This window comes from Sphaerisporangium sp. NPDC088356 (genome assembly GCF_040685555.1).
Lineage (GTDB): Bacteria > Actinomycetota > Actinomycetes > Streptosporangiales > Streptosporangiaceae > Sphaerisporangium.
In genome coordinates, this window is record NZ_JBFBIK010000117.1 from 1 (window position 1) to 23,190 (window position 23,190).

Here is a 23,190-nt window from a genome sequence, read left to right on the forward strand (position 1 = left end):
CCGCGAGCGTGGACCCGAACATGGTCCGCGTCTCGTCGTAGAAGTGGTGCGGGTTGGTATCGCCGGGGTTGTTGTTGAAGGGGTAGCCGCCGTAATACCAGCCGTACCGGGAGGTGAGGGCGAGGTCCCTCAGGTGCGTGCCGTTGACCCGCAGGTCGGCGGTGGTGTTCTGCCCAGTTCCCGCGGCGTTGTCCGGCACGCTGTAGCGCAGCGACATCGCGTTGGCCGGTCTGGTGAGGGTGAACTCCACGTACTGGCCGGACCCGCTGAGCGTCACGGCCCTGCGGCCCGAGGCCTCTGAGGGAAGGTGACCGTAAATGCGGTCGGGGCCGATCACCTGGCCTGAGGTGACGGCGTCCTCGGCTTCGATCTCCGCGAAGGGCACGGTGGCGCCGCGTCCCGGGAAGTCGAACGGGGAGTCGGCTCGTGTGGCGGCGGAGGCGGAGGTGGCCGGTACGAAGGCCAGCCCTCCCGCTGTCAGTGCCACGACCGTGGCGATCGTCCAGGCCTTCAGCCTGCCGGACTTGTTCATCGACTGACCCTTCATCCAACGAAGAGCCGGACGCTTCGCGGTCGGTGACGCAGACCGGTGGTGCCCGGGGGGGTACACACACCTTAAAATGCCGAACAGATGTCTGCAAGATTTCAGCGGTTCCCTGCAATGTAACTACTGCATTGCGCTGTTTCCCCTACGGGACGCTAGCGGCCACGCGGCCGGCGCGACGACGGACATGGTCAGGGTGCTTCCCGCGGGCGGCAGGGCGACGCCGAACACGCCTCCGCGGGCGTGGGCGCGCGGGCGCCGATCGCGGGCACTCCGGTTCCGGTGCGGCGCGGTGTTCACCAGCTGATTCCGGCCGCCACCGGCAGGTGGTCGCTGCCGGTGGCCGGTAGCGACCACGAGCTCTCCAGCTCCACGCCGCGGACAAGGATCTCGTCGGCCCGTACCACAGGGAAGGACGCCGGCCAGGTGAAGCCGAAGCCGTCCCCGGCCGCGTCCTGGGCCGAGTGCATCTGTGAGGTGATGTCGTTGAACGCGCGGTCGTCCATGGTGCCGTTCAGGTCGCCGAGCAACACCACCCGCTCGTTCTTCCCGGCGGCCATGGCCTTGCCGAGCGCCTGCACGCCTATGTTCCGCGAGGCCGTCCAAAAGCCTGCCTTGGGATTCACCCGCACGGACCCCAGGTGAGCCACATACACCGTCAGTGGCCCGTGGTCCGTGGCCACCGTGGTGCGCAGCGCCCGGTTCGGGGCCATCTTTTTGTCGGCCGGTATGGTGTCCGCCAGCGGCCCGTAGTTCATGACGTCGATCGGCTGAGTGTCCGACAGTGGCAGCGTGCTCCACAGCCCGACCGTGCCCAGCACCGTGTGGTACGGGTAGGTATTCGCCAGTTCCTTCTCGTACGTGCCCGTGGTCTGCGGGATCAGCTCCTCCAACGCCAGCACGTCCGCCCCGGAGTCGGCCAGGTCGCGGGCGGTGCCGGCGGGGTCGGGGTTGGCGGCGCCGACGTTGTGGCTGGCCACGGTGAGGTCGGCACCCGGGTGGGACTTGTCGATGAGCTGCCCGCCGAAGAGGTACACCCACACCACGACCGGCAGCAGCAGCGCGGCCACCGCGGAAGCGGAGCGGCGCCACAGCGCCCCGGCCAGCAGCACCGGAACGCCCAGGCCGAACCACGGCAGGAAGGTCTCCACCAGGCTGCCGAGGTTCCCGGGCCGGTTCGGGATCTTCTCGTGCAGCAGCATGAGCAGGCCCAGCAGCAGCGCCAGCGCTGCGAGCACCAGGCCACGCCTCCAGGGCTCCGGCCGGGAGCCGATCAGGATCGCCCGGCGGACGCCCCCGCGCCGGCGGCCGACGCCGCCCTGTCCGGACTCTGCCCTGTCCACCAGGGCCTGTCCTCGCATACTGTCCGTCACTTCCGCATCCTAGGGTCCTGGGCGGGGTCGGCGTACATGCGCGGGCAGCCGTGATCGATCGCTTCGGGGCGCAGTTCGTAGTGCCAGGTTTCGTTCTTGTAGATCTGGCACAGCCCGTACCCGGCCCCGTGTTCCGACAGCCACACCGTGGCATCGGAGTGCCCGATGTCGACCGCCTTTCCTTTCACGGGAAGCGAGGTCGCCGCGGTTGCCACCCATCGGGCGGCCTCTTTCTCAGAGCCGTATTTGGAGACCGCTTCGTGAAGAAGCTGATTCTGGTACGCCGGGGAACGCCAGCCGCTATTGACGTAGAATTTGATTCTGTCATTCGCGGCGTCCGTCGCGGCCCGGCTGAGCGCCTTGAGGAGATCGGGATCGAGGTTGGCCACGGCCGGAATCGCGTCGTCGAAAACCGTGACACCGTCGGGGACGACACCGTCGGCCTCGCCGAGCGGACCACGGTGTTCACTGCGAGGAACTTTCTCGGCGGGCGAACCACGTTGCGCACCGCGAGGAACATTCGAGGGCGATGCGGCGGGGAAGGACCACGACGCGGCCGGGGAGGGCGAGGAATTCTGCGACTGACAGCCAAGGGCCGCGCTGATCATCGTAATGACGAATATCAGGCCAGCGCCGAGAATCCAGTGAATCTCGCGGGACGCTTTTCGCGTCGAGGCTGGTATTTGCGACATACTGCCAGTCAAGGCAGCACGAAGTTGCCGGCACGTATGGAATTTTCGATACGCCGACGATATGCGCCGGTCCGTAGCATCGATCGTATGCGTGTGTTGATCGTCGAGGACGAACCCTTTCTCGCGGAAGCCATCCGCGCCGGCCTGCGCCTGGAAGCGATCGCGTCCGACATCGCGGGCGACGGTGACACCGCTCTGGAACTGCTGAGCGTCAACGCCTACGACATCGCCGTCCTCGACCGTGACATCCCCGGGCCGTCCGGTGACGAGATCGCCAAACGGGTCGTCGCGTCCGGCAGCGGCATGCCGATCCTCATGCTCACCGCCGCCGACCGGCTCGACGACAAGGCCTCCGGGTTCGAGCTCGGCGCCGACGACTACCTCACCAAGCCTTTCGAGCTCCGGGAGCTCGTCCTGCGGCTCAGAGCACTCGACCGCAGACGTGCCCACAACAGGCCGCCTGTGCGAGAGATCGCCGGTCTGCGGCTGGACCCGTTCCGCAGAGAGCTCTACCGGGACGGGCGCTATGTCGCGCTGACCAGGAAGCAGTTCGCCGTGCTCGAAGTCCTCGTCGCCGCCGAAGGCGGTGTCGTCAGCGCCGAAGAACTCCTGGAGCGGGCCTGGGATGAGAATGCCGACCCGTTCACCAACGCCGTGCGCATCACGGTCTCGGCACTGCGCAAGCGTCTCGGCGAACCCTGGATCATCGCCACCGTTCCCGGCGTCGGCTACCGCATCGACACGCAACCAGAGGCCGGACACGAGGGAGGAGACCGTGGATAGAGCGCCCGGGTTGAGCGTTCGCCTCAAACTCACCCTCAGCTACGCCGGATTCCTCATGCTCGCCGGCGCCCTGCTGCTCGCGGCGGTGTGGATCTTCGTCCTGCGCCACCTGCCCGACTACACGAGTGTCCCCGGGGGAGTGCTGAGCCGCTTGACCCTCCTGCGCGACTTCGCGTCGGCCGCGGGCGCGGTGCTGGTCTTCCTGCTGATGTTCGGCCTCGTGGGAGGGTGGATCCTCGCCGGCCGGATGCTCGCCCCGCTGGCCCGCATCACCGACGCCACCCGTCTGGCCACGACCGGATCACTCTCCCACCGAATCCGGCTACCGGGCCGCGAAGACGAGTTCCGCGAACTCGCCGACATCTTCGACGGCATGCTCGAGCGGCTCGAAGCACACGTCGCCGAACAGCGGAGATTCGCAGCAAACGCCTCTCACGAGCTGCGCACCCCGCTCGCGATCTCGAAGGCACTTCTGGACGTGGCCCGCACCGATCCGAACCGCGACACTGGCGAAGTCATCGAGCGCCTCCACGCCGTCAACACCCGGGCGATCGACCTCACTGAAGCATTGCTCCTGCTCAGCCGCGCCGACCAGCGGTCCTTCAGCCGGGAACACGTCGACCTGTCTCTCCTGGCGGAGGAAACCGCCGAGACGCTCCTCCCCTTGGCGGAAAAGCGCGGTGTCACCATCGAGACCTCCGGTGACATCACTCCCGCCATCGGATCGCAAGCGCTGCTGCTGCAGCTGACCATGAACCTCGTGCAGAACGCGATCGTCCACAACCTCCCTGAACAGGGCACCGTGTGGGTGAACACCAGCGTCTGCCCCAAGACTGTGGTGCTCACTGTCGAAAACACCGGCGAGAAGCTCACCCCACAGCTGGTCTCGACGCTCACCGAACCATTCCAGCGCGGCACCGAGCGCATACACACCGACCACGCAGGCGTCGGCCTCGGCCTGGCGATCGTCAAAACCATCACCCAGGCACACGACGGAACGCTCACCCTCACCCCGCGCTCTGCCGGCGGAATCCGCATCACTGTGGAACTACCCGCGACAGCCCCGCACACCGGCAGGCGGCCGGGGGTCTTGATGGTGGGCGCCGGAGGCGGGCAGGAGTAGCGCATGCCGTCAGGCGCCGGAGCGGCCGGGGTCGAGTTCGCCAGGCGTGGGAACGCGCAGGGCCAGCAGGGCCACGTCGTCCCGCGGCTCCGGTCCCCCGTAGGCCAGGACCGCTTCCTGGATGCGGGTGACGACGGCCGAGGCGCTCATCTGGCCGCAGCCGGCCAGCCGGTGGCGCAGGCGCTCCTCGCCGAACGTCTCCCCGGTGCGGGGATCGGGGGCCTCGGTGACGCCGTCGGTGTAGAAGAGCAGCGTGTCGCCGGCGGTCAGGCTGAACCGGACATTGGTCAGCCCCGCGTCGGGGAACAGGCCGAGCACCGTGCCGGTCGAGCGGACCTCCCGCACCCTTCCGTCAGGGCGGCGTATCAGCGCCGACGGGTGCCCCGCCGTGCACAGCAGCCCGGTGAAGCCGTCCTGCTCGGGCCGGAAGATCGCGCAGATGGCCGTCAGGAACTGTCCGTCCGGCTTACGCTGGGCCAGCATGGCGGCGTTCAGCTGGGCGAGGACCTGGCTGGGGGAGTTGTGGCGCGGCGCGTCGGCCCGCGTGGTGTACCGGGCCAGCGCGGTGATCTTCGCGGCGTCCACCCCGTGCCCGCTCACGTCGCCCAGCACCGCGCACCAGCGCGGGCCGCTGGTGGGGAACAGGTCGTAGAAGTCGCCCAGCACCGACACACCCCGCTCGGCGGGGACGTACGCCGCGTCCACCTCCAGGCCGGGAGGGCTGAGCAGCATCGGCGGCAGCAGGCTCTCCTGCAGGCTGTGCGCCAGGGCGGCGGCGGTGTCGGCCGCGTCCCGGAGCGTCACCATCTGGCGCTCCGAGCGGGCGAGCGCGTCGCGAAGCCGGATCTCGGTGCTGATCGCCCGCGCCAGCGTCGCCAGCGTCTCCACATGCAAGGGCGTCCACGTCCGTGGCACGGAGTCCACCACGCACAACGAGCCGAGCACCTCTCCGCCGGGGGCGTGGATGGGAAAGCCCGCCCATGCCCCGACTCCCAGGCGCGTGATGCCTCCGATGCCGGCCAGCCGCGGATCGTTGACCGCGTCGTGCGCGATCACCGGCGCGTCGGTCGCCACGACGACATGGCACACGCTGTCCTCGGCGCAGTTCTGGCGCTCCTCGATCGACAGCTCGCCGGCGCCGATCACGCTCTTCCAGTACGAGCGCCGCTCGTCGAGGACCGTGACGAAAGCGCGCGGCGCCCCGCTCACCGCCGCCGCCAGGCGGGCGAAGTCGTCGAACACCTCCTCGGGGCCGGTGTCCAGCAGCCCCGTCGCCCGGACCGCCGCCAGCCGGGCCGGGTCGAACACCGCGGACGGCAGATCGGCCAGCCGCTTGGCCGCAGTTGAACGCTTCGTCACCTGATCCCTGGTTCCCTGTGAGCCGCCGGCGCCGACAGGTCAAGGCACCGGTCGGAAGGACAATGCGCCATATACCCAGCAGACGAGTGCACCATCATCCCGTAGTTCTGACCCGCCAGCCAGCGGGGTACGGCCGGTGAACTGGGATGGGATCTCGGAGCGGCCTCGAAACAGGCACGCTCGGACCGCCCTCGCTTCCGCAGGCCGTGGCGAGACGGCTTCCGGGCGGTCGTGTACGGCCGCTGAGCTGCGGCTCAAGCAAGATCTCTGTGTGCTCACAGCCGATTGCAAGTCGGCCTGGACAGGCTACGACCGCGAGGGCCGCACGGCTCTCCAGGAAGGAGGACCTAGACGGGCAAGCAGCGCACCGAACTGCGTGACATCTCCGAAGCCGGCGCCGAACTGGACGAAAGCCAGCTCCAGGGTGTGAACGGCGGGATGGAACCCGAAGGCGCGTTCACCGGGACCGGGTGGTACGCCACCCGCGACGACATGTGGTGCTGAGGAAAGGAACCCCATCATGACCGCACGCACGAGGCTCACCGACATCGGCGCGGTGGGCGCGGAGCTGAACGAAGAGCAACTGAGCGGCGTCTCCGGCGCGATGCAGCCGGAGTACAACACCGGCAGCTACGGCGGGAACATGTGCTCCTGGGATGACATCGCCCTGTAGGGCACTTGAGGGCGGGGGCCCTGCCCCCACCTGCCGGCCCGTGAGTCGGTCTTCCGGCGGGCCGGGCACAAGGCCTCCCAGCTCGCCCACGCGGCCGAGCTCGGGTTCGCCATCCCGGAGACGGTGATCACCACGGACGCGGAGTCGTTCCTCGACTTCCACGACCGGCATGACGGCCGCGTCATCACCAAGCCGCTGTACGTCCCATGGATCGAAGGCGTCGGGGGCGAGGTCATCGTGAACCGGTTCTGCGAGCCGGTGTCGGCCAGGGACGTGGCCCACGCCCAGGGGCTGCGGTTCTGCCCGGTCATCGTCCAGGAACGGGTCCCCAAGCGTGTCGAGCTGCGGGTCACCATCGTCGGGCGCCGGATCTTCGCCGCGGAGATCCACTCCCAGGTGGCTGCGCCGCCGCGTCGTCGGCGATGCCGCGCCGGAGGTGTTCGCCGCCGACCCTGGTGGTCACGACCGGTTATGCGTGCTGCGGCTGCGCTACCCCGGCCCCGAGGCCGCCCGCGCGGCGGTCGCACGGCTGGGGGAGGCCGGCCCGTTCCCGGCAGCCGGTCCGCTCGGCCTCGCGCCGGGCGAGGTGCTCGACCACGGCGCGGACGGCGAGATGGTACGGGCGTTCCGGCGCGATCTCGGCCCCATGGCGGCGACCGCCGTCGCGGGAGACGTGCTCGGTCCACTCGATCAGGGCGCCGAGGTGACCTGCGTTCTCGAGGTACGGCCCGCCGTGCTCGACGACGCCACGCGGCGCGGGATCGAGGAGTCGCTTTTCGAGCTGTGGCTGGCCGGCAGGGGCCGCGAGGCGAAGCTGGAATGACTGTGGGGCACCGCGCCGCGCACCGACGCCCTCACCAAGGCGATGCGGTAGCCGACCCCGGGCACTGACCCGGCAGCGGTGTGAGGTGCCGGCGTCGAGGGCGCGCACGCCCGCCGGGGACCGTGCACGGGTACGACGCCGCCGCGCTGCCGATGGCCGGCATCACCGCGCTGCGCACGTTGCGCTCCCGTTCCATCCTCGGCCGGTGGGTGCTGACCACGGGCGCGGCCGGCGACCTCATCCTCGACACTGCCGTCTGGAGTATCGCCATCCGGTGAAGGTCAGTCGAGGCCGAGGCCGCGGCGGCCGGTGGTGTTGAGGTCGGTGGCCTGGAAGCGGTCGGGCCAGGACCGCTCGTAGTGCTCGGCGGGGAAGTCATCGGGGCTGGAGCCGGTGACGAAGGCTTCGCGGACGGTGGCGGCGTAGCGTTCGTTGCGCGGACACCAGGGGGCGGCGGGGATGTACATGACGTTGCCCCAGCCCTTCTGGTCCTTGACGGGCGCCACGCTGTGGATCATGTCGCAGTGCCACCACACCGAGTCGCCGGCGCGTACGTCGGGGATGCCGCTGACGGCCCGCATGAGCAGCGGGTGCCAGCGTTCACTGGCCGGGAACACCTGGTTGACGGTGACGCCGCACATGTCGTCGTCGGGCACGTCGTTCAGCAGGGGGCGGAGCATCAGGTAGGCCATCGCCGAAGGGATCGGCACGGTGTGCAGGACTCCCTGGTCGTGGTCCATGTCCGACAGGGCCGTCCAGCCCTGGAAGGTACGGAATACCGAGCACATGGTGGTGCCGGGATACTGCGGGCCGTCGGTGCGGTGGGCGGCGTCCCACGGGTCGTACTGCTCGACCGTGCCGTCGAACAGGTGATGGAAGGCCTGCTGATAGGCCCTGGTCATCCACAGGTCCAGGGTGCCGGGGTCCAGATGGGTGCCCAGGCCGCCGGAGTCGGCGCCCGGCGGACGGCGGCGGATCCGGTCGGGGTAGAGGGAGTCGCGGTCGGGATCGAACCAGCGGACGCCGTCCGACTCGTGCTTCCACTGAGAGTTCAGGAACGCCTGCACCCGCGCCATCCGGTCGCTCTGGCGGGCCTGCATCTGCGCCGGGGACCAATAGATCGGGTAGATCTCCGGCTTGGATCCGACGCTGCCGAAGAAGTCGTCGCCCGGTCCTCGGTAGGCCTCGAAGAAGCTGTTCCGCTCGGTGTAGTCGACGATGTCCTGGTCCCAGGCCTGGGCTTGCTCGCGCGGGAAGTGGCCGCGCACGACCAGGCAGCCCCGCCGGCGCAGCGCCTCGACCTGCTCCGCGGAGACCGTGCCCGCCTCGATGTCGGCGTAGTTGATGACCGGCCAGACCATCTCGCCCCGCTCGCGTGCGGCGACGATCTCGGCGACCTCGGCCTCGACGGCCTTCTCGACGACCGCGAAGACCTCTTCGACGGTCCGCCCAGATGCGGCGACGCGGGCGCGCAGCGCGGTCTTGATCTGGCGGATCGCCTCCGGCAGATTGGCCGGGATCTCCTCCCAGTGCGGCAGGGGCGGCAGCGACGTGCTCGCCGGGAGAGTGGACGCGGTCATGACGACCCCCTTCAAGAAAGGACTCCTTACTTGAAATGGACGGTACGCCCCTGCTCCTTTCCAGACAAGTGCCTCGATTACAATCTGGCCATGAACGCCCCGAAACCGTCGCTCGAGCTGGTCCGGAACCTGACCGACGAGCACATCCTGCGCGCGCTCATGCGACGCCGGCGGATGACGCGGGCGGAGCTGGCCGTTGAGACCGGGGTGTCCAAGCCGACGGCGGGGGAGAGTGTCCGGCGGCTCGTCGTGGTGGGGCTGGTGGTCGACTCAGGTGAACGCACGCCCGGCGGGCGCGGGCGCGGACGGGTCGGCTCCTATTACACGCTCGCCGACGGCGTCGGGACGGCGTGGGCGATCAGCATCGCTCCGGAAGGGGTCGTCGCCGAGGCCGTGGACGTCTACGGCGACACAAGCTGCCGTGCCGTGGAGGACGTCGGCAGGCCGGCGTCATCCGAGCAAGTGGCCACCGCTCTGCGCGCCACGGCGAAACGGCTGCTGGCGGAGTCGGGGGCGCCCAGGTTGGCCGTGGTGAGCGCCGCCGATCCCGTCGAGCGCGCCACGGGCCGTCTCGTCCATCTGCCCGACGCGCCCTTCCTGATCGGCGAGCTCGACCTGGCCGAGATCCTCTCTCCGCACGTCGCCGGACCCGTCACGGCCGACAACGACGTCAACTGGGCCGCGCGTGCCGAACTCGCCGCCCGTCCCGGGAGCGACACGTTCGCCTACCTCTACCTGGGGGAGGGTCTGGGCTGCGCGATCGTGAGCGAGGGACGGGTCCTGCGTGGCCGGCGCGGGCTCGCCGGCGAGATCGCCCACCTGGTCACGGTCGGCCCCGAAGGCCGAGCCACTGCGCTGATCGAGGTTTTCGGGCTGCTCGGGCTGCGCCGTCCCGGCTCCACGGCGATCGATGTCGACCGGCTCCTGTCCGTGACGGGCGGCGATGACGCGCAGGCCCGCGCCATCCGCACCACGCTCGGCGATGCCGTCTGCGGCGCCCTGGCCGCGATCACCTCGCTCGCCGACCCTGAGCACATCGTCATCGGCGGCCCATGGGGCCAGCACCCGATGATCTTCATGGCGCTGCACGAGGCCGCGGTCCGCCATCCGCGCAGCCCGGTTCTCCGCTCGGCGACCGTGACCGCGCCGTCCTTCACCGGTGTGCGCGCCGACGCCCTGACCCGGCTGCGCGACAGCGTCATCACCGTTCCCCGCTGAGCGAGGGTCGCGCCGCCTTCGAGAGCGTCCGGCCACCCCTTTCCGCCGGACCGCCGCCGGGGCCGGCACAGCGTGACCGGCGCTCAGCATCCGCAGCCCTTCCCGCCGCACCCGCAGGTGCCTGCGGGGGCCGCGCGTGAGGCGCGGCGGCGGTGCAGCCACCACATGCCCGCCACGGCGGCGATCAGCAGGGCGGCCACGGCCAGCAACGTCCGTTCGGCCAGCGCGGCGCCGGCGCCCGTGAGCAGCCCGGCACCGATCAGCACCGGCAGGGCGCAGCAGGCCGCACACGCCAGCACGGCGAGGGCGACGGTGACCTTGCTGCTCAGCGGCGGCCCACCACCGTCCATGTCCGGCTCGCCCGGGCCACTCCGCCGGCCAGAAACGGACAGAGTCATCGGGACCGGCCCGGCGGGGGCACGATGGTCAGGGTGGGTGCTCACGGCGGTCACTTCTCCTCGGGGGCACGGCTTTCGGCCAGGTCGGCGAACGGCAGGGGACACTCGGGGCAGGTGCAGTGGGTCAGGCTGTCGCAGCCCGCGCTGACCACTTGGACGAGCGCCGCCCGGATGGTGGTCAGGTCGGCGATCCGCGCGTCCACCTCGGCGATCTTCTCCCGGGCGCGCTCCCGCAGGTCCGGAGTGGGGTGACCGCGCCGGCCGGTGTCGAGCAGCTCGGCCACCTCCTGCAAGGTGAACCCGAGCCGCTGGGCGGCCTTGATCACAGCCAGCAGGGTGACGGTCTCCGGCGGATAGGCGCGGTGCCTGCCCGGGCTGCGCGCCGGTTCGGCAATCAATCCGCGACGTTCGTAGTAGCGCAGGGTCTGCAGGTTGACACCGGCCTGCTCGGCCACCTGCCCGCTGCGCAGGTACGGCCCGCCCGGGCCCTGCAGCACGATGTCCTGCCTCACGCCGGGCAGTGCCTCCACCAGCTGCACGGGCCCGGCCTCAAGGCGCGCGAGCAGGTCCTCGCGGCTGACGCGATTCATCACCATCGTTTCCCCCCGGCTCAGAGCCCGGCCGCGGCGCCCGCGCGCGCCTGCAGCGCGTCCAGCACGTCGACGTGCTCCGCCGGCACCGCCACCTCCAGCGCCAGGCTGCCGTCGGCGATGGTCATGGTGAAGGCGAAGAACGAGCAGCAGCCGTTCTCCCGGGCCGTCAGTTCGGCGGCCCGGGCGGCGGTGTCCGGGCTGAAGACGAGCTCCAGCCGCAGCCGGATGCGCTCCAGGCGCGCCACGCCCTGCACCGCGTCAGCGAACAATGCGTCGAACTCGGCCACCCGAAGCGGCTGCGCAGCGGTGGGCAGCGTGCAGGCGGAGGGAGCCCATCCCAGGTCAAGGGCGACGTCGTGTGTCATACCTCGACGGTAAACCTGTACCCAGGTACCGAATGCAAGCCCTTCCGGCGTAGCACCAAGATCCGGCCCAATCCACTAGTAGAAGGCCGTTCTACCAGGACGTCGGCACCGTCCTAACGGAGACGGAACGGAATGTCACGCGAAGCCGCTTGGCCCTGCTGCTGAAGCCTCCGGTCCGAAGGCTGCGCCGAGCCCGACCGGGGATGACGTGAACCAGCTCGCCACTTATTGATTTACTTTGTAAAGGGCGCTGGTTGTGTTATCGCACAATTTCTTGAACCATCACACCCTCACCAGCTCCAGAGCCCGGCGGCCGAAGAAAATCCTTCCGGCTCGGAGGTTCCGAGCTGTACGCCGGCTCTCACGGACAGGCGTAACCTCCCAACAGAGACAACGCAAGATAGGGAGTTTCCTGATGGCCGATGGCCCCACCACCCCGAACCCCTTATCCGGGCCCGATGATTCCGCGTCGACATCGGAGAGCGCGGACAGGCTGAACGCGGCACGCATCAACACCGCCGCGCCGCACTCGGCGCGCATCTGGAACTACTTGCTGGGTGGAAAGGACAACTACCCGGTCGACCGCCTGGCGGGGGACAAGGTGGGTAAGATATTTCCGGGCATGGTCGACATCGCCCGGCACTCCCGCCACATGCTCGCCCGCGCCGTGCGCTTCTTGGCCGGTGAGGCGGGCATCCGCCAGTTCCTCGACATCGGCACCGGGCTGCCGACCGTGGACAACACCCATGAGGTCGCCCAGCGGGTGGCGCCGGAGTCGCGCATCGTCTACGTGGACAACGACCCCTTGGTGCTGGTGCATGCCCAGGCGCTGCTCACCAGCACTCCTGAGGGCGCCACCGACTATATCGAGGCGGACGTACGCGACCCTGAGTTCATTTTGCGGGCGGCCGCGAAGACGCTGGACTTCAGCCAGCCGACCGCGCTCATGCTGATGGGAATTCTTGGCCTTGTCAGCGACTACGACGAGACGCGTTCGATTGTGAACCGGTTGATGGACGCACTGCCCTCCGGCAGCTACTTGGCGCTTTACGACGGCGCCGACACCGACCCGTCGTACGTCCAGGCGATGCGGCGCCACAACTCGGGAAGTGGCGTGGTGCCGTACACCCCGCGAAGCCCGGAGCTGATCGCCGGATACTTCGACGGTCTGGAGCTGCTGGAGCCCGGTGTCGTTCCGGTGACGCGGTGGCGCCCGGAGCCCAACCCCTGGGGTGAGGGTCCTGAGGTGGCCTGTGCGGGCGGGCTCGCGCGCAAGCCGTAGCCAGGGATCAGGGTGAGCACACCCCTCCCCGGCAGACGAAGGCGGTGCCCCGTGGCACTCACCCCCCGGGGCATCGCCGGCACAAGGGGCAGCGAGCGCGAGGCCGTACTGCGACAACCCCCACCCTGTACTCGCCGCGCTCCGCGACCCACCTCGGCTCCAGTGCTCACCGTGGTCTTCGCGCCCGTGTCGGGTGTGAACGTGAGGAGTCAGATCAACGTGAGGCGGCGTATTCCCGTCATGGTCGGTGCGGGCATGAACTCCACGGGGTCGTCCGGATCGGTGCGCAGGGGGTTGAACCGGTCGAGCAGGATGTTCAGCGCTACGCGTCCCTCCAGGCGGGCCAGGGGTGCGCCGAGGCAGAAGTGGATGCCGTGACCGAAGGCGAGATGCGGGTTGGGGGCGCGACCGGGGTCGAAGGCGATGGGGTCGGGGAACTGCCGAGGATCTCTGTTGGCCGATCCGAGCCAGACCATGACCACTTGATCGGCCGGTATCGTCACGCCGCCGAGTTCGGTTTCGCGGGTGGTGGCGCGGCCGAGGAGGGCGAACGGGGTGAACAGGCGGAGGGATTCCTCGATGACGGCCGGGATCGAGGCGCGGTCGGCTCGTGCCCTGTTCTGCTGCTCGGGGTAGGCGTCCAGGCAGAGGACGGTGTTGCCGAGCAGCATCGTGGTGGTGATGTGTCCGGCGAGCAGGAGGACGATCGCGAAGTTGACCACCTGGTCGTCGGGCAGGTGTTCGCCGTTCACCTCGGCATCGACCAGCCTGGTGAGCAGGTCGGTGCGCGGCCGCCGTTTGCGTTCGGCGGCGTGGGCGGCGAGGTAGTCGTACATTTCCTTCCACGATCGCAGTGTGGCCTGGATGTCCAGCTTCTGTGCGTCGGCGGGCTCGGCGAGTGAGACCTTGGCGTCCCGCTGGAACAGCGCATCGGCCCACTGTTTGAACAGGGCGCGATCGCTGCTGGGCACCCCCAGCAGTTCGGCGATGACGATGACGGGGAGCGGGTAGGCCAGATCGGTCACGAGTTCCAACCGGCCGCGATCGCGCGCCGCGTCGAGCAGTTCGTGGGTGAGGGCGGCGATCCTCGGCTCGAGATCGGCGACCACCTTGCGGGTGAAGGCGCTGCTGACCAGCTTGCGCAGTTTGCCGTGCTCTGGTGGGTCGATCTGGGTGATGAAGCCGTCCAGCGAGAAGTCCTCGCTGTCGGGCTTCAGGCTCTTGGGGATTACGCGCATGGTGTCGGAGGAGAAGGTCGCGGGGTCGCCGAGGACCTCCTGCAGTTCGGGGTAGCCGTAGACGTTCCACATTCCGGCGCGGGCGTCGTACTCGACCGACGGGCCCGATCGCGGACCGCGCAGCCAGAAGAGCTGTTCGGGGATGTTGTAGCGCTTGACGATGTCGGTCATCGTCTCTCCTCGGTCGTGGTTTACTGCGGCAGAGCACGCGGTCGGAACGTGTACCGGTATTCCGTTGCCATGTTCCGCAGCGCCGGCAGGGCGTGGATGAGCCGGTAGAGGATGCGGTAGCGCCGTACCGGGATCCTGCGGTAGTGCGTGCAGAAGGGCATGTGTTCCGTGCAGGTGAGGCGGGGGTTCCATCGCTCGATCTCCTTGGCGTCGCGCGGAGACCACTGGAAGTGCTTGAGCATCCGGACGATCCGGGGGGTCAGCGCGTCGAAGATCAGTTCGCCCGAGGGGAAATGGTCGGTCAGCCGTTGCAGCAGGCTGCGTACCTCGGTGAGGGTCAGGTAGGGCAGTAGCCCCTCGGCGATGATCAGGACAGGGCGGTCGGCGGGTATGGCCTCCAGCCAGCCGTCGTCCGTCACCGACGCGCCGATCATCTGGTAGCGGCCTCGTTCCGGGTAGAGCTGGCGGCGCAGGTCGATGACCTGGGGAATGTCGAGATCGAACCAGTCTCGTGTGCCCTGCGGGTCGAGCCGGAGCATCCGGCTGTCCAGGCCGCAGCCCAGTTGCAGCACGACGGCGTCCGGATGCTCGGTCAGGAAGGTGGTGCTCCAGTCGTCGAGCTGCCGTGCTCGCAGCCCCACCAGGAACTGGTTGCTGCCGGGCCTGACCTGACGCTTCAGTTTGGGGAAGTCGTAGTCGATCCGCTCGATGGCCTCGGCCGCGTAGTGGTCGCCGAGGATCGGGGTCGGTAGGCGGCTCTCCCATGCCCGCAGGTAGAGGGTGCCGACAAGCGTCCAGGCCACATCCTCGTCGGCGAGACCGCGGCAGTCGATCTTTTGTGTGTTCATCCGGCGCTCCGGTGGTCGTCCTCCTTCTTGCGGTATTCCTGCCAGCGTTGGAGGAACTCGTCGGCGTCGCGCTCGGTGAAGGCGAAGAACTCCTTGGTCTCCTCCAGTCGCGCCCGCTGCTCGGGCCGAGCGTCGCCGATGATGGACATTCCGAAGTCCAACGCGTCCAGGACCGGTCGCAGGGCTGCCATCTGGACCCGCATGACGTGCGCCCATCCACCGCTGACCACCTGGTAGCGGTGCTCGCGGTTCGACGTGGGGACGCGCTCGATCATGCCGGCCATCTCCAGCTGCCGGGCGACCGTGCTGATCGCGGTCTTGCTCACGCCGAGCTGTGTGGCCAGCTCGGCGAGCGACTGGTGCGGCGGCTCGCAGATCATCAGCCACGCGTACAGGCGGCCCATCGTCCGCGTCGCGCCGAGACGATCCATGACCAGGCCCATCCGATTGACGAACTCGCTCTGCTGTGGATCCATATCGTCAACTCCAAGTACATCGTAAAGTACGTACTTGACGAAGTATACGAACTTTACCGTCTTGGCATTTCGGAGGGAGTGATCGTTGACACCCTGGGCCCGAGGGCCATGCCGTGCTTCACCTACACGGGGCGGGTATGGACGCCGATGCCGCCGGAGACGATCAGATTGTCGCCCGTTATGTAGCTGGCGCCGTCGGATGCGAGGAAGGCGACAGCTTCGGCGATGTCGGCAGGGGCTCCGGCGCGGCCGAGGGGAACGTCTTCACCCCAGGAGGCGATCGTGTCCTCGGAGATACCCATCTTGCTGTACGCGGGGGTGTTGATCAGGCCGGGGCTTACCGCGTTGACCCGGATGCGGCGAGGGGCGAGTTCGAGGGCCAGGGAGCGCACGAGAGGCAGCAGAGCTCCCTTGGAAGCGGTCATGGCGGCGCCGAGTCCCTCGCCGGCGCCGACGGTGAACACCACGGACGCGCCTTCGTTCAGCAGGGGGAGCGCCTTTTGAAGTGTGAAGAAGTTGCCCTTGACGTTGATGTTGAACAGGGCGTCGAAGGCGGCCTCGTCGATGGACTCGATCGGGCCGGGACGGGAGATGCCCGCGTTGAGGTGGAGCAGGTCGAGGGAGCCCAGGTGCTCGCGCGCTTGGTCCACGGCCTGGTCGATGTCGGTCAGCGAGCTGGCGTCGGCCTGGACGGCGATGACGTCTCCGGGAAGGCCGGCGTCATCGATGTCGCCGAGGCCGGTGACCATGACGCGATAGCCGCGCGAGTGGAGCAGTTCCGCGGTGGCCTTGCCGATCCCGCTGGTTCCGCCGGTGATGAGTGCTGTCTTTGCTGCCACGGTTGTTCTCCTTGCTGATTGCGTGGGGGCGCCTCCAGTCCTGTCGCCATGGGCAGAAAGGAACTGAGAGGCAAAGCGCCGTGCAGGCGCCCGGTCTCGCCTTCATGACAGCGTACGTCTGATTGGCAGAGACTGCCAAATCTCCTGCGAGCGCCAGATTGGCAGGCCGGGCTAAGCTGATGACATGACGCAGGGAACACAAGGCCAAGGGTCGACTACGTCCACACTGTGGGATCGGACGCGGCAGCTGGCCGCCCAGGAGATCCTCCAAACCGCGCTGCGCCTGTTCACGCAGCAGGGGTACGACGAGACGACCATCGCGCAGATCGCCCGCGAGGCCGGCGTCTCCCAGCGCACCCTCTTCCGTTACTTCGGCACCAAGGAAGACCTCATCGGCGGCAGCCAGGAGCGGTTCGTCACCCTCCTGACGGAAACCGTCCGCGAGCAGCCCGCCGATGCCGGCGCCTGGGAGGCGTTGCGTGCCGCGTTCAAGGCCGCGCTCTCCCTCCATACAGGTCCCGAGCAGGCGCTGGAGCGCTTGCGCTTGGTGCACCACACCGACTCGCTGCGCGCCGCCTACCTTGGGAAGCGCGTGCGCTGCCAGGAGGAGCTACTGCCACTGGTCGAAGCCAGACTGGCGCCCTCGGCGCCCGTCAGAGGGCAAGCCCGCGCCATCGTTGCGACAGCGTTCGCGTGCTTCGATGCCGCCACAGCGACGTGGCTCGAGGGCAACGGGCAGGGCGACATTCTTGACCTGTACGACCAGGGCCTGGCTGCGGTACGCAGCTAGCGTTCTCACGAACGGTCCTTTGCCCGAGCAAGGTCAAGACCGGGCCGCCGAACCCTCGCCGGTCCCGGAGGCCGTCTGGTTTCATTCCATGTCGCACTTACAGAGCACGCGGAAGGTCGTGAGGATGTAGGCATGAGTTCATCGCAACCCCTCGCCGACCCCGGGTCCGAGCCGGACACGACCGCAGGCGGGGCGGTGAATACTGCTGGCGCGGGGTCCGGCCCCCCAACGCCGCACACCTCTGGGTCTGCCCCGGATCACCGCTACCTGCTCGACAACGCCCGGGTGGAGGCGGGCGAGCGGTTCACCTGGCTGGCCGAGCTGTTCGACGGTGTCACACGGGGGCACTTCGACCGGCTCGGAGTGAAGGCGGGCTGGCGCTGCTGGGAAGTCGGCGCCGGAGGCCCCAGCATTCCCGAGGCACTCGCCACGGCCGTCGAACCGACCGGTTACGTGCTGGCCACGGACATCAATCCGGCCTGGTTGGACCCGCACGGCGGGTATGAGGTGCTCCGGCACGACATCGTCGGGGACCCGCCGCCGCAGCCAGGCACGTTCGACCTGGTACACGCCCGGCTCGTGCTCGTCCATGTGCCCGACCGTGCCCGGGCGTTGGCGACGATGGTGGCAGCGTTGCGCCCCGGCGGCTGGCTGTTGGTCGAGGACGCCGATACCGAGCTGCAGCCGCTGGCCTGCCTCGATGAGGTTGGCCCGGCACAGCAGCGCGCCAACCGGCTGCGGCGCGCCGTCCGGGAGTTGATGACCCGCCGCGGCGCCGACCTGCGCTACGGCCGTACGCTGCCGCGGGCGTTGCGTGCGGCCGGCCTGGTCGATGTCACGTCGACCGGCTGCTTCCCGGTCGGCGGGGTGGCCTGCGACCGGCTGGAGACCGCGACGGTGCGCATGGTCCGCGCCGAGTTGCTCGCCGCTGGGTTGGCCAACGACGCCGAGATCGACGCGCACCTGGCCGCCATCGATGCCGGCGAGCTCGACCTCACCCTCGCGCCGCTGATCTCGGCATGGGGACGCCGCCCGGGGTAGCCCGCGGGCGCTAGCGAGGCGGGGCTCAGCGCCCTGCGGCACCCGCCCGGCGATCAGCGTGCTCCCGTCGGCTGATTGCCGTCCGGACGGCGGTTCAGCGCTCGATCCCGTCAAGGATCGGGCGTACCTCTGACCGAATCACCCAGCCCGGCGTCCAGGTTCCGGCGGCGTCGTGGCTGGGCGCTGTGGCGGCGAGGTGGGCGCGGAGGGTGGCCAGCGCTGGGTGGGGGTTGTCGCGGTGCCACAGGAGCGAGTGCGGGTAGACGGGCGTCGGGTCGGTCACCGGGATGCGGCGCAGGCCGTGGTCGGCGGGCCAGACCAGGCGGGTCTGCTCGCCCATGAAAGTGGCCAAGGCCGGGGTGTCGGCGATGGTGTCGAGGAGCGCGTCGGAGCCGAAGTTGGGGCCGGTCGCCTCGATGGTGAGGCCGAACTCGGCGACGAGATCGTCGTAGTAGGCGGCCCACTCGGTACCGGGGACGATGCCGGGCATCCAGATCCGGTGCCCGGCGAGCTGAGCGACGGTCACCGACCGGGCGCCGGCCAGCGCGTGGGCGGGCCCGGTGAGGAGCTGGAGCGGCTCGTCGAGCACCCGGACGGATTCGATGTCCTCGGGAAGGGGCCGGCCGGGCACGGCGACGGCGCGGAAGGACGCGTCGATCGCACCGGATTGAATGGCGGCGAGGGCCGTCTCGACATCGAACAGCATCACCACGTCGAGCTCGATCTCGGGGTGCGCGCGGTGGAAGCGGCGCATCAGGCCCGACGCCGCGGTGCGCGAGGCGATCATGTCGACGCGCAGCGGGCGGCTGCCGGTGCGCACGGACGCGACCGCGCGCTCGGCGACGCGCAGCAGTTCGCGCGCGTGGGGCAGGAACGCCTGCCCATCGATGGTGAGCTCGGCGCCGCGCGCGGTGCGGGTGAACAGCCGCACGCCGAGGTTGCGCTCCAGCGCGGCGATGCGCTTGGAGACAGCCTGCTGGGTGACCGCCAGCTCGGCGGCGGCCTCCTGAAACTGCCCCGCGTCGGCGGCGGCGGCGAAGGTCCGGACGGTCTCGAGGTCCATGTCGATACTCTACGGGCACAACCGTTGGTTGTGGCCGACGACCCTGGAGTTGTTTGATGCCCAGGTGTGGTGTGCGCTTTGATGCTTCCGATCGCAAATCGGTTGTGCGGGTGAGCGGCGAGGAGCGTCAGACATGAGGAGCGGACATCGGCTGGGGCGGCGGTTCGGGTGGCTCTGGGGAGCGTACGGGACCAGCGCGCTCGGTACGTGGCTCGCCTTCGGCGTGTTCCCGCTGATCGCCATTCAGGTGTTGCACGCCGCACCGGCCGAGGTCGCCGCGCTCTCCAGCGTGGGGGCTCTGGTGGGCGCGGCAGCGGCGGTGCCGCTCGGCCCGTGGGTGGAGTTCCGCCGCAAGCGGCCGGTGCTGATCGCGATGGACCTGGTGCGGTTCGCGGCGCTGCTGACGATCCCCGCCGCGTTCGCGTTCGGTGTGCTCACCTTCGTCCAGCTCCTGCTGGTCTCGGTCGTCGTCGCGGCGGCCGACATCACCTTCCGCGCCGCCTCCGGCGCGTATCTGAAGACGCTGCTGCGGGCCGAGGACCTGCTCGTCGCCAACGCCCGATTCGAGTCCACGGCCTGGACGACCACGATCATCGGACCGCCGCTGGGCGGTGCGGCGATCGGGCTCCTGGGTCCGGTGGCGACGGTGGTGGCAGACGCGGTCAGCTACCTGCTCTCGGCCTTGGGCATCGGCGCGATGGGCGGGCACGAGCCGCGCCCCCAGCGCCGACAGGCCGCGCGCATGCGGGCCGGGGACCTGCTCGACGGTTGGCGGTACATCCTCGCCGACGCGACGCTGCGTCGGCTGTTGTTCAACACCGCCTTGTTCAACGGCCTGGTGATGGCCACCGGGCCGCTGCTGGCCGTCCTGATGCTCGGGCAGCTTGGGTTCGCGCCGTGGCAGTACGGCCTCGCCTTCGCCGCGCCGTCGATCGGTGGGTTGCTCGGTTCGCGGCTGGCCCGACCGCTCGTCACTTGGTTCGGGCAGCACCAGGTCCTGGTCGTGGCCGGGGCGCTGCGCGCGATCTGGCCCGTCGGCCTGGCCTTCCTGGGGCCGGGCACCGGAGGGCTGCTGCTGGTGATGGGCGTCGAGCTTGGGCTCATCTTCTGCTGCGGGGTCTTCAACCCCGTCTGCGCCACTTACCGCTTCGAGCGCACCGCGACCGACCGGGTCGCCCGCGTGCTGTCAGCCTGGGCGGTGACGACCAAGGCCTCGGCCGCGCTCCTGACGGCCGTCTGGGGCGTGCTGGGCGGCCTGCTCGGCCCGCGTACGGTCATCGGCCTGGCCGGCGTGCTCCTGCTGGCGACCCCGCTGCTGCTCTCCCGCCGCCCGGCCGCCGCCGTAGCGGCTTTGGGCGCTAGCCGGCTTGCAACTGTCTTCTGTCCCGGTGCCACAGACGGCCGGGCTGTCTTGTCTGGGGTAGCGAAGACAGCGGCTTACGTCCGGAAGGTGATGGTCATGCGGTGAGGGGGGTTCGGAACATGTGGGCATTGCGGGCGCACCAGTCGCCGAAGGTTTTCGGTTCGCGCCCTAGCAGCCCACGCACGGTATCCGTGCGGAACCCGACGGTGTCTGCGCGCATGAGGGTGAATCCCTCGATGATGGCGTCAGCGAGCGCCGGGGGCGCTCCGTCGGGGAAGCGAGACCGGACGGCCTCGGCTGGTGTGGCCACCGCGCGTACCTCGATGTCGCGGCCGACCGCGGCGGCGAGCATCCGGACCTGCTCGGCGATGGTGAACACCTCTTCCCCGGTGAGGACGTACTCCATGCCTTGGTGGCCATCCTCGGTGAGGGCGAGGGCGGCGATGTCCGCGGGGTCGATCGGGGCGTACCGGCCCGGCCCGACCGGGTCGAGGACAAAGCCTCCTTCGCGAATGGTGGGTAGCCAGTCGAAGGCGTTGGTCATGAAGCCGCCGGGCCGCAGGAACGTGGCGGGTATGCCGGCGGCGCGGATCATTTCTTCCCGCTCATGGTGCCAGCGTCCCATGGCGGGCATCGGATCGCCGAGGACGTTGAACGAGGACAACAACCGCCTGGTCCGGCTGTGGCTGACCGATACGGGGAGCGCGCTGCGAGAGCCGATCGAAACAGAACGACGGCTCATCCAAACGACGGCTCATCCAGAAGAAGGTCACCGAGAATCTCACCGAGACCGAACGCGAGCACCTGTTGAACGCTCTGGCGAAGATCTACCAGTCGGCGAGTGATCTGTTGGGTAGGCCGATCGAGCACGTCGACACCGCCTTGAGGTGACCGTTCGCTGTTTCGGCGTGGTCTCGGGGCTGCCAGGCGCGGAAGAGGCGCAAAGCCTGTTCGAAGTGTTCACCAGTGGGTGATCTGGTTGGCTAAGACGCCTTGAGAGATCGCTTCCCGCAGAATGGGTGATCGTTTCCCGGACAGGGCACGCTGCTCCGTGTGCGGAACTGGGCTACATGTCGTGGTTGTGTGTGGAACTGCCGGAACACGGAGGTGTTCCGGCAGGCCGCCTGATCCCGCTCAGCTGAACAGCGACAGGTCTATGGAGTCGGCCAGGGCCTGGTAGCCCGCATCGTTGCCGTGCAGATGGTCGCCGCAGTGGAAGTCCTCCCTGATCCGGCTGGGGCGGTCCGGGTCGCGCCAGGCGGCGTCGAAGTCCAGCACAGCGTCGAAGGCGCCGCCGGTGCGGATCCATTCGTTGACCGTCTGGCGTGCACTCTCACCCTCCGGTGTGTAGAGCTCCGCGTCCTCGTAGGGCGCGATCGTGGTGGCGTAGACCCGCACGCCGCGTTCGTGCGCCCGGGCGATCAGCTGGCGGTAGCCCGCGATGACGTCGTCCGTCGTCACCGGCGCGCCGGGGAACATCTTCAGGAAATCGGCCAAGGGACCGTCGTCGCGTGGGGCGAAGGAGATGCCGAGGTCGTTGCCGCCCACGGAGAGCACCACGTAGCCGAGGCCGGGCGTCGCCAGCACGTCACGGTCGAAGCGGGCCAGGGCGGAGACACCGATGCCGTCGTTGAGCATCCGGTTGCCGCTGATGCCCTGGTTGGAGACGTAGCCGGCGGCCACGCCCCGCTCGGCGAGACGCTCGGCCAGCAGCTCCGGCCAGCTGTGGTTGGCGTCCGGGGTCGAGCCGGCGCCGTCGGTGCGGGAGTCGCCCACCACGACGATGGCCTTGGCCGGGCCGTCGGAGAGCAGCTCGACGGTGGAGATCAGGGCTCGCACCGGCAGAACCTCGGCGTTCTCCGGCACGGTGGGGGCGGCAACGGCGTCGCCCGGGATCATCCAGTCGGTCTCCAGGGCGGGGTCGTGGCAGGTGCAGGTCTCCACGCGCCCCGGCAGGTAGAGGCTGATGGACAGCTTGGCGAGGGCGGGCAGGGGCAGGTCGACCGGATCGCTGAGGATCGGCGCGCCCGCCGGGACGGTGACGGCTGACGCGCCGGAGAAGGTCAGCACGCGCTCGCTGCCCGGCTGAACCCCGCCGCCGGTCGCCGCGAGCCCCACCTGCGCCGCGCCGATGGTGAACGGCGCGGTCCCGAACTCGTTGGTGAAGCGGACGCGCACCCGGCGCCCGCCGCCGCTGATGCGCACCACCTGGCGCAGGGTCACGTCGGCGAGGGGCGGGTGGTCGTCGAGCGAGCCGAGCCCGTCGTGGGCCGCCTGGGGCGATGCGCCCCAGCTCCGGACCCAGCTGCCGGCGTTGTTCATCTCGGTCATCTGTTGCCTCCGTTGTTCGTGATGGTGGTACGGCATACGAAGACTGAGGCTGGTCGCTGACACGGGGCAAACACGGGGCAAACACGGGCCTGACAGGCTGTCCTGCTTTGGGGTCTTGCAGGTGCGCGAAGATTGGGGAATGGACGGGGTTGCACGGCTTCGCATCACGCTGCTCGGCGCGTTTCAGGTGTCTCGCGGTGACGCCGTCCTGCCCGTTCCGGGCG

The 23,190-nt window shown here is 69.3% G+C and carries 24 protein-coding genes and 1 pseudogene; 10 read left to right on the top strand and 15 right to left on the bottom strand.

All coding sequences use genetic code 11. The annotated features are described in order from the left end of the window. From AB0O34_RS30075 to AB0O34_RS30085, 3 genes and pseudogenes are all read right to left on the bottom strand, one after another. A pseudogene (locus AB0O34_RS30075) lies at positions 1–532 on the bottom strand (mycodextranase); the annotation flags it as partial. A 308-nt stretch (positions 533–840) separates the two neighbouring features. After that, positions 841–1,917 carry an endonuclease/exonuclease/phosphatase family protein gene (locus AB0O34_RS30080; RefSeq protein ID WP_363921124.1) on the bottom strand — a complete coding sequence of 359 codons (1,077 nt, stop codon included), beginning with the start codon at positions 1,915–1,917 and terminating at the stop codon, positions 841–843. Then, positions 1,914–2,621, bottom strand: a complete 708-nt coding sequence (locus tag AB0O34_RS30085; RefSeq protein ID WP_363921126.1) for a M15 family metallopeptidase — start codon at positions 2,619–2,621, stop codon at positions 1,914–1,916. Before AB0O34_RS30085 ends, AB0O34_RS30080 begins: the two co-directional genes overlap by 4 nt. 75 nt (positions 2,622–2,696) lie before the next feature. Here AB0O34_RS30085 and AB0O34_RS30090 point away from each other — a divergent pair, with 75 nt between their 5' ends. Next, entirely contained in the window at positions 2,697–3,392 is a 696-nt protein-coding gene (locus AB0O34_RS30090) for a response regulator transcription factor (protein ID WP_363921128.1), read from the top strand. After that, the gene (locus AB0O34_RS30095; protein ID WP_363921130.1) at positions 3,385–4,515 is read left to right on the top strand and encodes a HAMP domain-containing sensor histidine kinase; all 1,131 of its coding nucleotides are present in this window, start codon (positions 3,385–3,387) and stop codon (positions 4,513–4,515) included. The genes AB0O34_RS30090 and AB0O34_RS30095 overlap by 8 nt, the downstream gene beginning before the upstream one ends. A gap of 9 nt (positions 4,516–4,524) precedes the next feature. On the opposite strand, the gene AB0O34_RS30100 is transcribed toward AB0O34_RS30095, so the two are convergent. Beyond that, complete coding sequence (locus tag AB0O34_RS30100) at positions 4,525–5,874, bottom strand: GAF domain-containing SpoIIE family protein phosphatase (RefSeq protein ID WP_363921132.1); 1,350 nt, start codon at positions 5,872–5,874, stop codon at positions 4,525–4,527. Positions 5,875–6,394: 520 nt separating this feature from the next. Between AB0O34_RS30100 and AB0O34_RS30105 the strand changes: the two genes are divergently transcribed. The 3 genes from AB0O34_RS30105 (at position 6,395) to AB0O34_RS30115 (ending at position 7,648) form a co-directional block, all read left to right on the top strand. After that, on the top strand, positions 6,395–6,547 hold the full coding sequence (locus tag AB0O34_RS30105; RefSeq protein WP_363921134.1) for a hypothetical protein: 153 nt from the start codon (positions 6,395–6,397) through the stop codon (positions 6,545–6,547). Positions 6,548–6,983: 436 nt separating this feature from the next. After that, positions 6,984–7,370, top strand: coding sequence for a hypothetical protein (locus AB0O34_RS30110; RefSeq protein ID WP_363921136.1), 387 nt, complete (start codon positions 6,984–6,986; stop codon positions 7,368–7,370). Positions 7,371–7,492: 122 nt separating this feature from the next. After that, entirely contained in the window at positions 7,493–7,648 is a 156-nt protein-coding gene (locus AB0O34_RS30115) for a hypothetical protein (protein WP_363921138.1), read from the top strand. Positions 7,649–7,651: 3 nt separating this feature from the next. Here the strand turns inward: AB0O34_RS30115 and AB0O34_RS30120 are convergent, their stop codons facing one another. Then, the gene (locus AB0O34_RS30120) at positions 7,652–8,950 is read right to left on the bottom strand and encodes a DUF1479 domain-containing protein (protein ID WP_363921140.1); all 1,299 of its coding nucleotides are present in this window, start codon (positions 8,948–8,950) and stop codon (positions 7,652–7,654) included. Between the two features lie 90 nt (positions 8,951–9,040). Between AB0O34_RS30120 and AB0O34_RS30125 the strand changes: the two genes are divergently transcribed. Then, positions 9,041–10,168, top strand: coding sequence for an ROK family protein (locus AB0O34_RS30125; protein ID WP_363921142.1), 1,128 nt, complete (start codon positions 9,041–9,043; stop codon positions 10,166–10,168). A gap of 83 nt (positions 10,169–10,251) precedes the next feature. On the opposite strand, the gene AB0O34_RS30130 is transcribed toward AB0O34_RS30125, so the two are convergent. From AB0O34_RS30130 to AB0O34_RS30140, 3 genes are all read right to left on the bottom strand, one after another. Further along, positions 10,252–10,518: a hypothetical protein gene (locus tag AB0O34_RS30130; protein WP_363921144.1), complete on the bottom strand. Its 267-nt coding sequence runs from the start codon at positions 10,516–10,518 to the stop codon at positions 10,252–10,254. A 98-nt stretch (positions 10,519–10,616) separates the two neighbouring features. Beyond that, positions 10,617–11,156 carry a MerR family transcriptional regulator gene (locus tag AB0O34_RS30135; RefSeq protein ID WP_363921146.1) on the bottom strand — a complete coding sequence of 180 codons (540 nt, stop codon included), beginning with the start codon at positions 11,154–11,156 and terminating at the stop codon, positions 10,617–10,619. Between the two features lie 20 nt (positions 11,157–11,176). Beyond that, positions 11,177–11,524: a hypothetical protein gene (locus AB0O34_RS30140; RefSeq protein WP_363921148.1), complete on the bottom strand. Its 348-nt coding sequence runs from the start codon at positions 11,522–11,524 to the stop codon at positions 11,177–11,179. A gap of 415 nt (positions 11,525–11,939) precedes the next feature. Between AB0O34_RS30140 and AB0O34_RS30145 the strand changes: the two genes are divergently transcribed. After that, positions 11,940–12,806, top strand: coding sequence for an SAM-dependent methyltransferase (locus AB0O34_RS30145; protein WP_363921150.1), 867 nt, complete (start codon positions 11,940–11,942; stop codon positions 12,804–12,806). Positions 12,807–13,015: 209 nt separating this feature from the next. On the opposite strand, the gene AB0O34_RS30150 is transcribed toward AB0O34_RS30145, so the two are convergent. From AB0O34_RS30150 to AB0O34_RS30165, 4 genes are all read right to left on the bottom strand, one after another. After that, on the bottom strand, positions 13,016–14,215 hold the full coding sequence (locus tag AB0O34_RS30150; protein ID WP_363921152.1) for a cytochrome P450: 1,200 nt from the start codon (positions 14,213–14,215) through the stop codon (positions 13,016–13,018). A gap of 20 nt (positions 14,216–14,235) precedes the next feature. Next, a complete protein-coding gene (locus AB0O34_RS30155; protein ID WP_363921154.1) occupies positions 14,236–15,063 on the bottom strand; it encodes a class I SAM-dependent methyltransferase in 828 nt (275 codons plus the stop codon). After that, positions 15,060–15,539 carry a MarR family transcriptional regulator gene (locus AB0O34_RS30160; protein WP_363921156.1) on the bottom strand — a complete coding sequence of 160 codons (480 nt, stop codon included), beginning with the start codon at positions 15,537–15,539 and terminating at the stop codon, positions 15,060–15,062. The genes AB0O34_RS30155 and AB0O34_RS30160 overlap by 4 nt, the downstream gene beginning before the upstream one ends. A gap of 122 nt (positions 15,540–15,661) precedes the next feature. Next, a complete protein-coding gene (locus AB0O34_RS30165; protein WP_363921158.1) occupies positions 15,662–16,378 on the bottom strand; it encodes an SDR family oxidoreductase in 717 nt (238 codons plus the stop codon). A 184-nt stretch (positions 16,379–16,562) separates the two neighbouring features. On the opposite strand from AB0O34_RS30165, the gene AB0O34_RS30170 reads away from it, so the two are divergent. Further along, positions 16,563–17,168 (top strand): helix-turn-helix domain-containing protein, encoded by a 606-nt coding sequence (locus tag AB0O34_RS30170; RefSeq protein WP_363921161.1) that lies wholly within the window; start codon positions 16,563–16,565, stop codon positions 17,166–17,168. A gap of 132 nt (positions 17,169–17,300) precedes the next feature. Continuing rightward, positions 17,301–18,209: a methyltransferase domain-containing protein gene (locus AB0O34_RS30175; RefSeq protein WP_363921163.1), complete on the top strand. Its 909-nt coding sequence runs from the start codon at positions 17,301–17,303 to the stop codon at positions 18,207–18,209. Positions 18,210–18,303: 94 nt separating this feature from the next. On the opposite strand, the gene AB0O34_RS30180 is transcribed toward AB0O34_RS30175, so the two are convergent. Further along, positions 18,304–19,272, bottom strand: coding sequence for a LysR family transcriptional regulator (locus AB0O34_RS30180; RefSeq protein WP_363921165.1), 969 nt, complete (start codon positions 19,270–19,272; stop codon positions 18,304–18,306). Positions 19,273–19,405: 133 nt separating this feature from the next. Here AB0O34_RS30180 and AB0O34_RS30185 point away from each other — a divergent pair, with 133 nt between their 5' ends. Then, positions 19,406–20,740 (top strand): MFS transporter, encoded by a 1,335-nt coding sequence (locus AB0O34_RS30185; RefSeq protein ID WP_363921167.1) that lies wholly within the window; start codon positions 19,406–19,408, stop codon positions 20,738–20,740. Here the strand turns inward: AB0O34_RS30185 and AB0O34_RS30190 are convergent. Both AB0O34_RS30190 and AB0O34_RS30195 read right to left on the bottom strand, forming a co-directional pair. Further along, positions 20,730–21,230: a hypothetical protein gene (locus AB0O34_RS30190; protein WP_363921169.1), complete on the bottom strand. Its 501-nt coding sequence runs from the start codon at positions 21,228–21,230 to the stop codon at positions 20,730–20,732. The genes AB0O34_RS30185 and AB0O34_RS30190 overlap by 11 nt on opposite strands. A 539-nt stretch (positions 21,231–21,769) precedes the next feature. Next, on the bottom strand, positions 21,770–22,966 hold the full coding sequence (locus AB0O34_RS30195) for an SGNH/GDSL hydrolase family protein (protein WP_363921171.1): 1,197 nt from the start codon (positions 22,964–22,966) through the stop codon (positions 21,770–21,772). Positions 22,967–23,190: the final 224 nt, after the last annotated feature.

Excerpts from the sequence above, each read along its gene's own strand:
- AB0O34_RS30090 (WP_363921128.1), top strand. The coding sequence starts at position 2,697 with ATGCGTGTGTTGATCGTCGAGGACGAACCCTTTCTCGCGGAAGCCATC.
- AB0O34_RS30105 (WP_363921134.1), top strand. The coding sequence starts at position 6,395 with ATGACCGCACGCACGAGGCTCACCGACATCGGCGCGGTGGGCGCGGAG.
- AB0O34_RS30120 (WP_363921140.1), bottom strand. The coding sequence starts at position 8,950 with ATGACCGCGTCCACTCTCCCGGCGAGCACGTCGCTGCCGCCCCTGCCG.
- AB0O34_RS30125 (WP_363921142.1), top strand. The coding sequence starts at position 9,041 with ATGAACGCCCCGAAACCGTCGCTCGAGCTGGTCCGGAACCTGACCGAC.
- AB0O34_RS30130 (WP_363921144.1), bottom strand. The coding sequence starts at position 10,518 with ATGGACGGTGGTGGGCCGCCGCTGAGCAGCAAGGTCACCGTCGCCCTC.
- AB0O34_RS30135 (WP_363921146.1), bottom strand. The coding sequence starts at position 11,156 with ATGAATCGCGTCAGCCGCGAGGACCTGCTCGCGCGCCTTGAGGCCGGG.
- AB0O34_RS30140 (WP_363921148.1), bottom strand. The coding sequence starts at position 11,524 with ATGACACACGACGTCGCCCTTGACCTGGGATGGGCTCCCTCCGCCTGC.
- AB0O34_RS30145 (WP_363921150.1), top strand. The coding sequence starts at position 11,940 with ATGGCCGATGGCCCCACCACCCCGAACCCCTTATCCGGGCCCGATGAT.
- AB0O34_RS30150 (WP_363921152.1), bottom strand. The coding sequence starts at position 14,215 with ATGACCGACATCGTCAAGCGCTACAACATCCCCGAACAGCTCTTCTGG.
- AB0O34_RS30155 (WP_363921154.1), bottom strand. The coding sequence starts at position 15,063 with ATGAACACACAAAAGATCGACTGCCGCGGTCTCGCCGACGAGGATGTG.
- AB0O34_RS30160 (WP_363921156.1), bottom strand. The coding sequence starts at position 15,539 with ATGGATCCACAGCAGAGCGAGTTCGTCAATCGGATGGGCCTGGTCATG.
- AB0O34_RS30170 (WP_363921161.1), top strand. The coding sequence starts at position 16,563 with ATGACGCAGGGAACACAAGGCCAAGGGTCGACTACGTCCACACTGTGG.
- AB0O34_RS30175 (WP_363921163.1), top strand. The coding sequence starts at position 17,301 with ATGAGTTCATCGCAACCCCTCGCCGACCCCGGGTCCGAGCCGGACACG.
- AB0O34_RS30180 (WP_363921165.1), bottom strand. The coding sequence starts at position 19,272 with ATGGACCTCGAGACCGTCCGGACCTTCGCCGCCGCCGCCGACGCGGGG.
- AB0O34_RS30185 (WP_363921167.1), top strand. The coding sequence starts at position 19,406 with ATGAGGAGCGGACATCGGCTGGGGCGGCGGTTCGGGTGGCTCTGGGGA.
- AB0O34_RS30190 (WP_363921169.1), bottom strand. The coding sequence starts at position 21,230 with ATGATCCGCGCCGCCGGCATACCCGCCACGTTCCTGCGGCCCGGCGGC.
- AB0O34_RS30195 (WP_363921171.1), bottom strand. The coding sequence starts at position 22,966 with ATGACCGAGATGAACAACGCCGGCAGCTGGGTCCGGAGCTGGGGCGCA.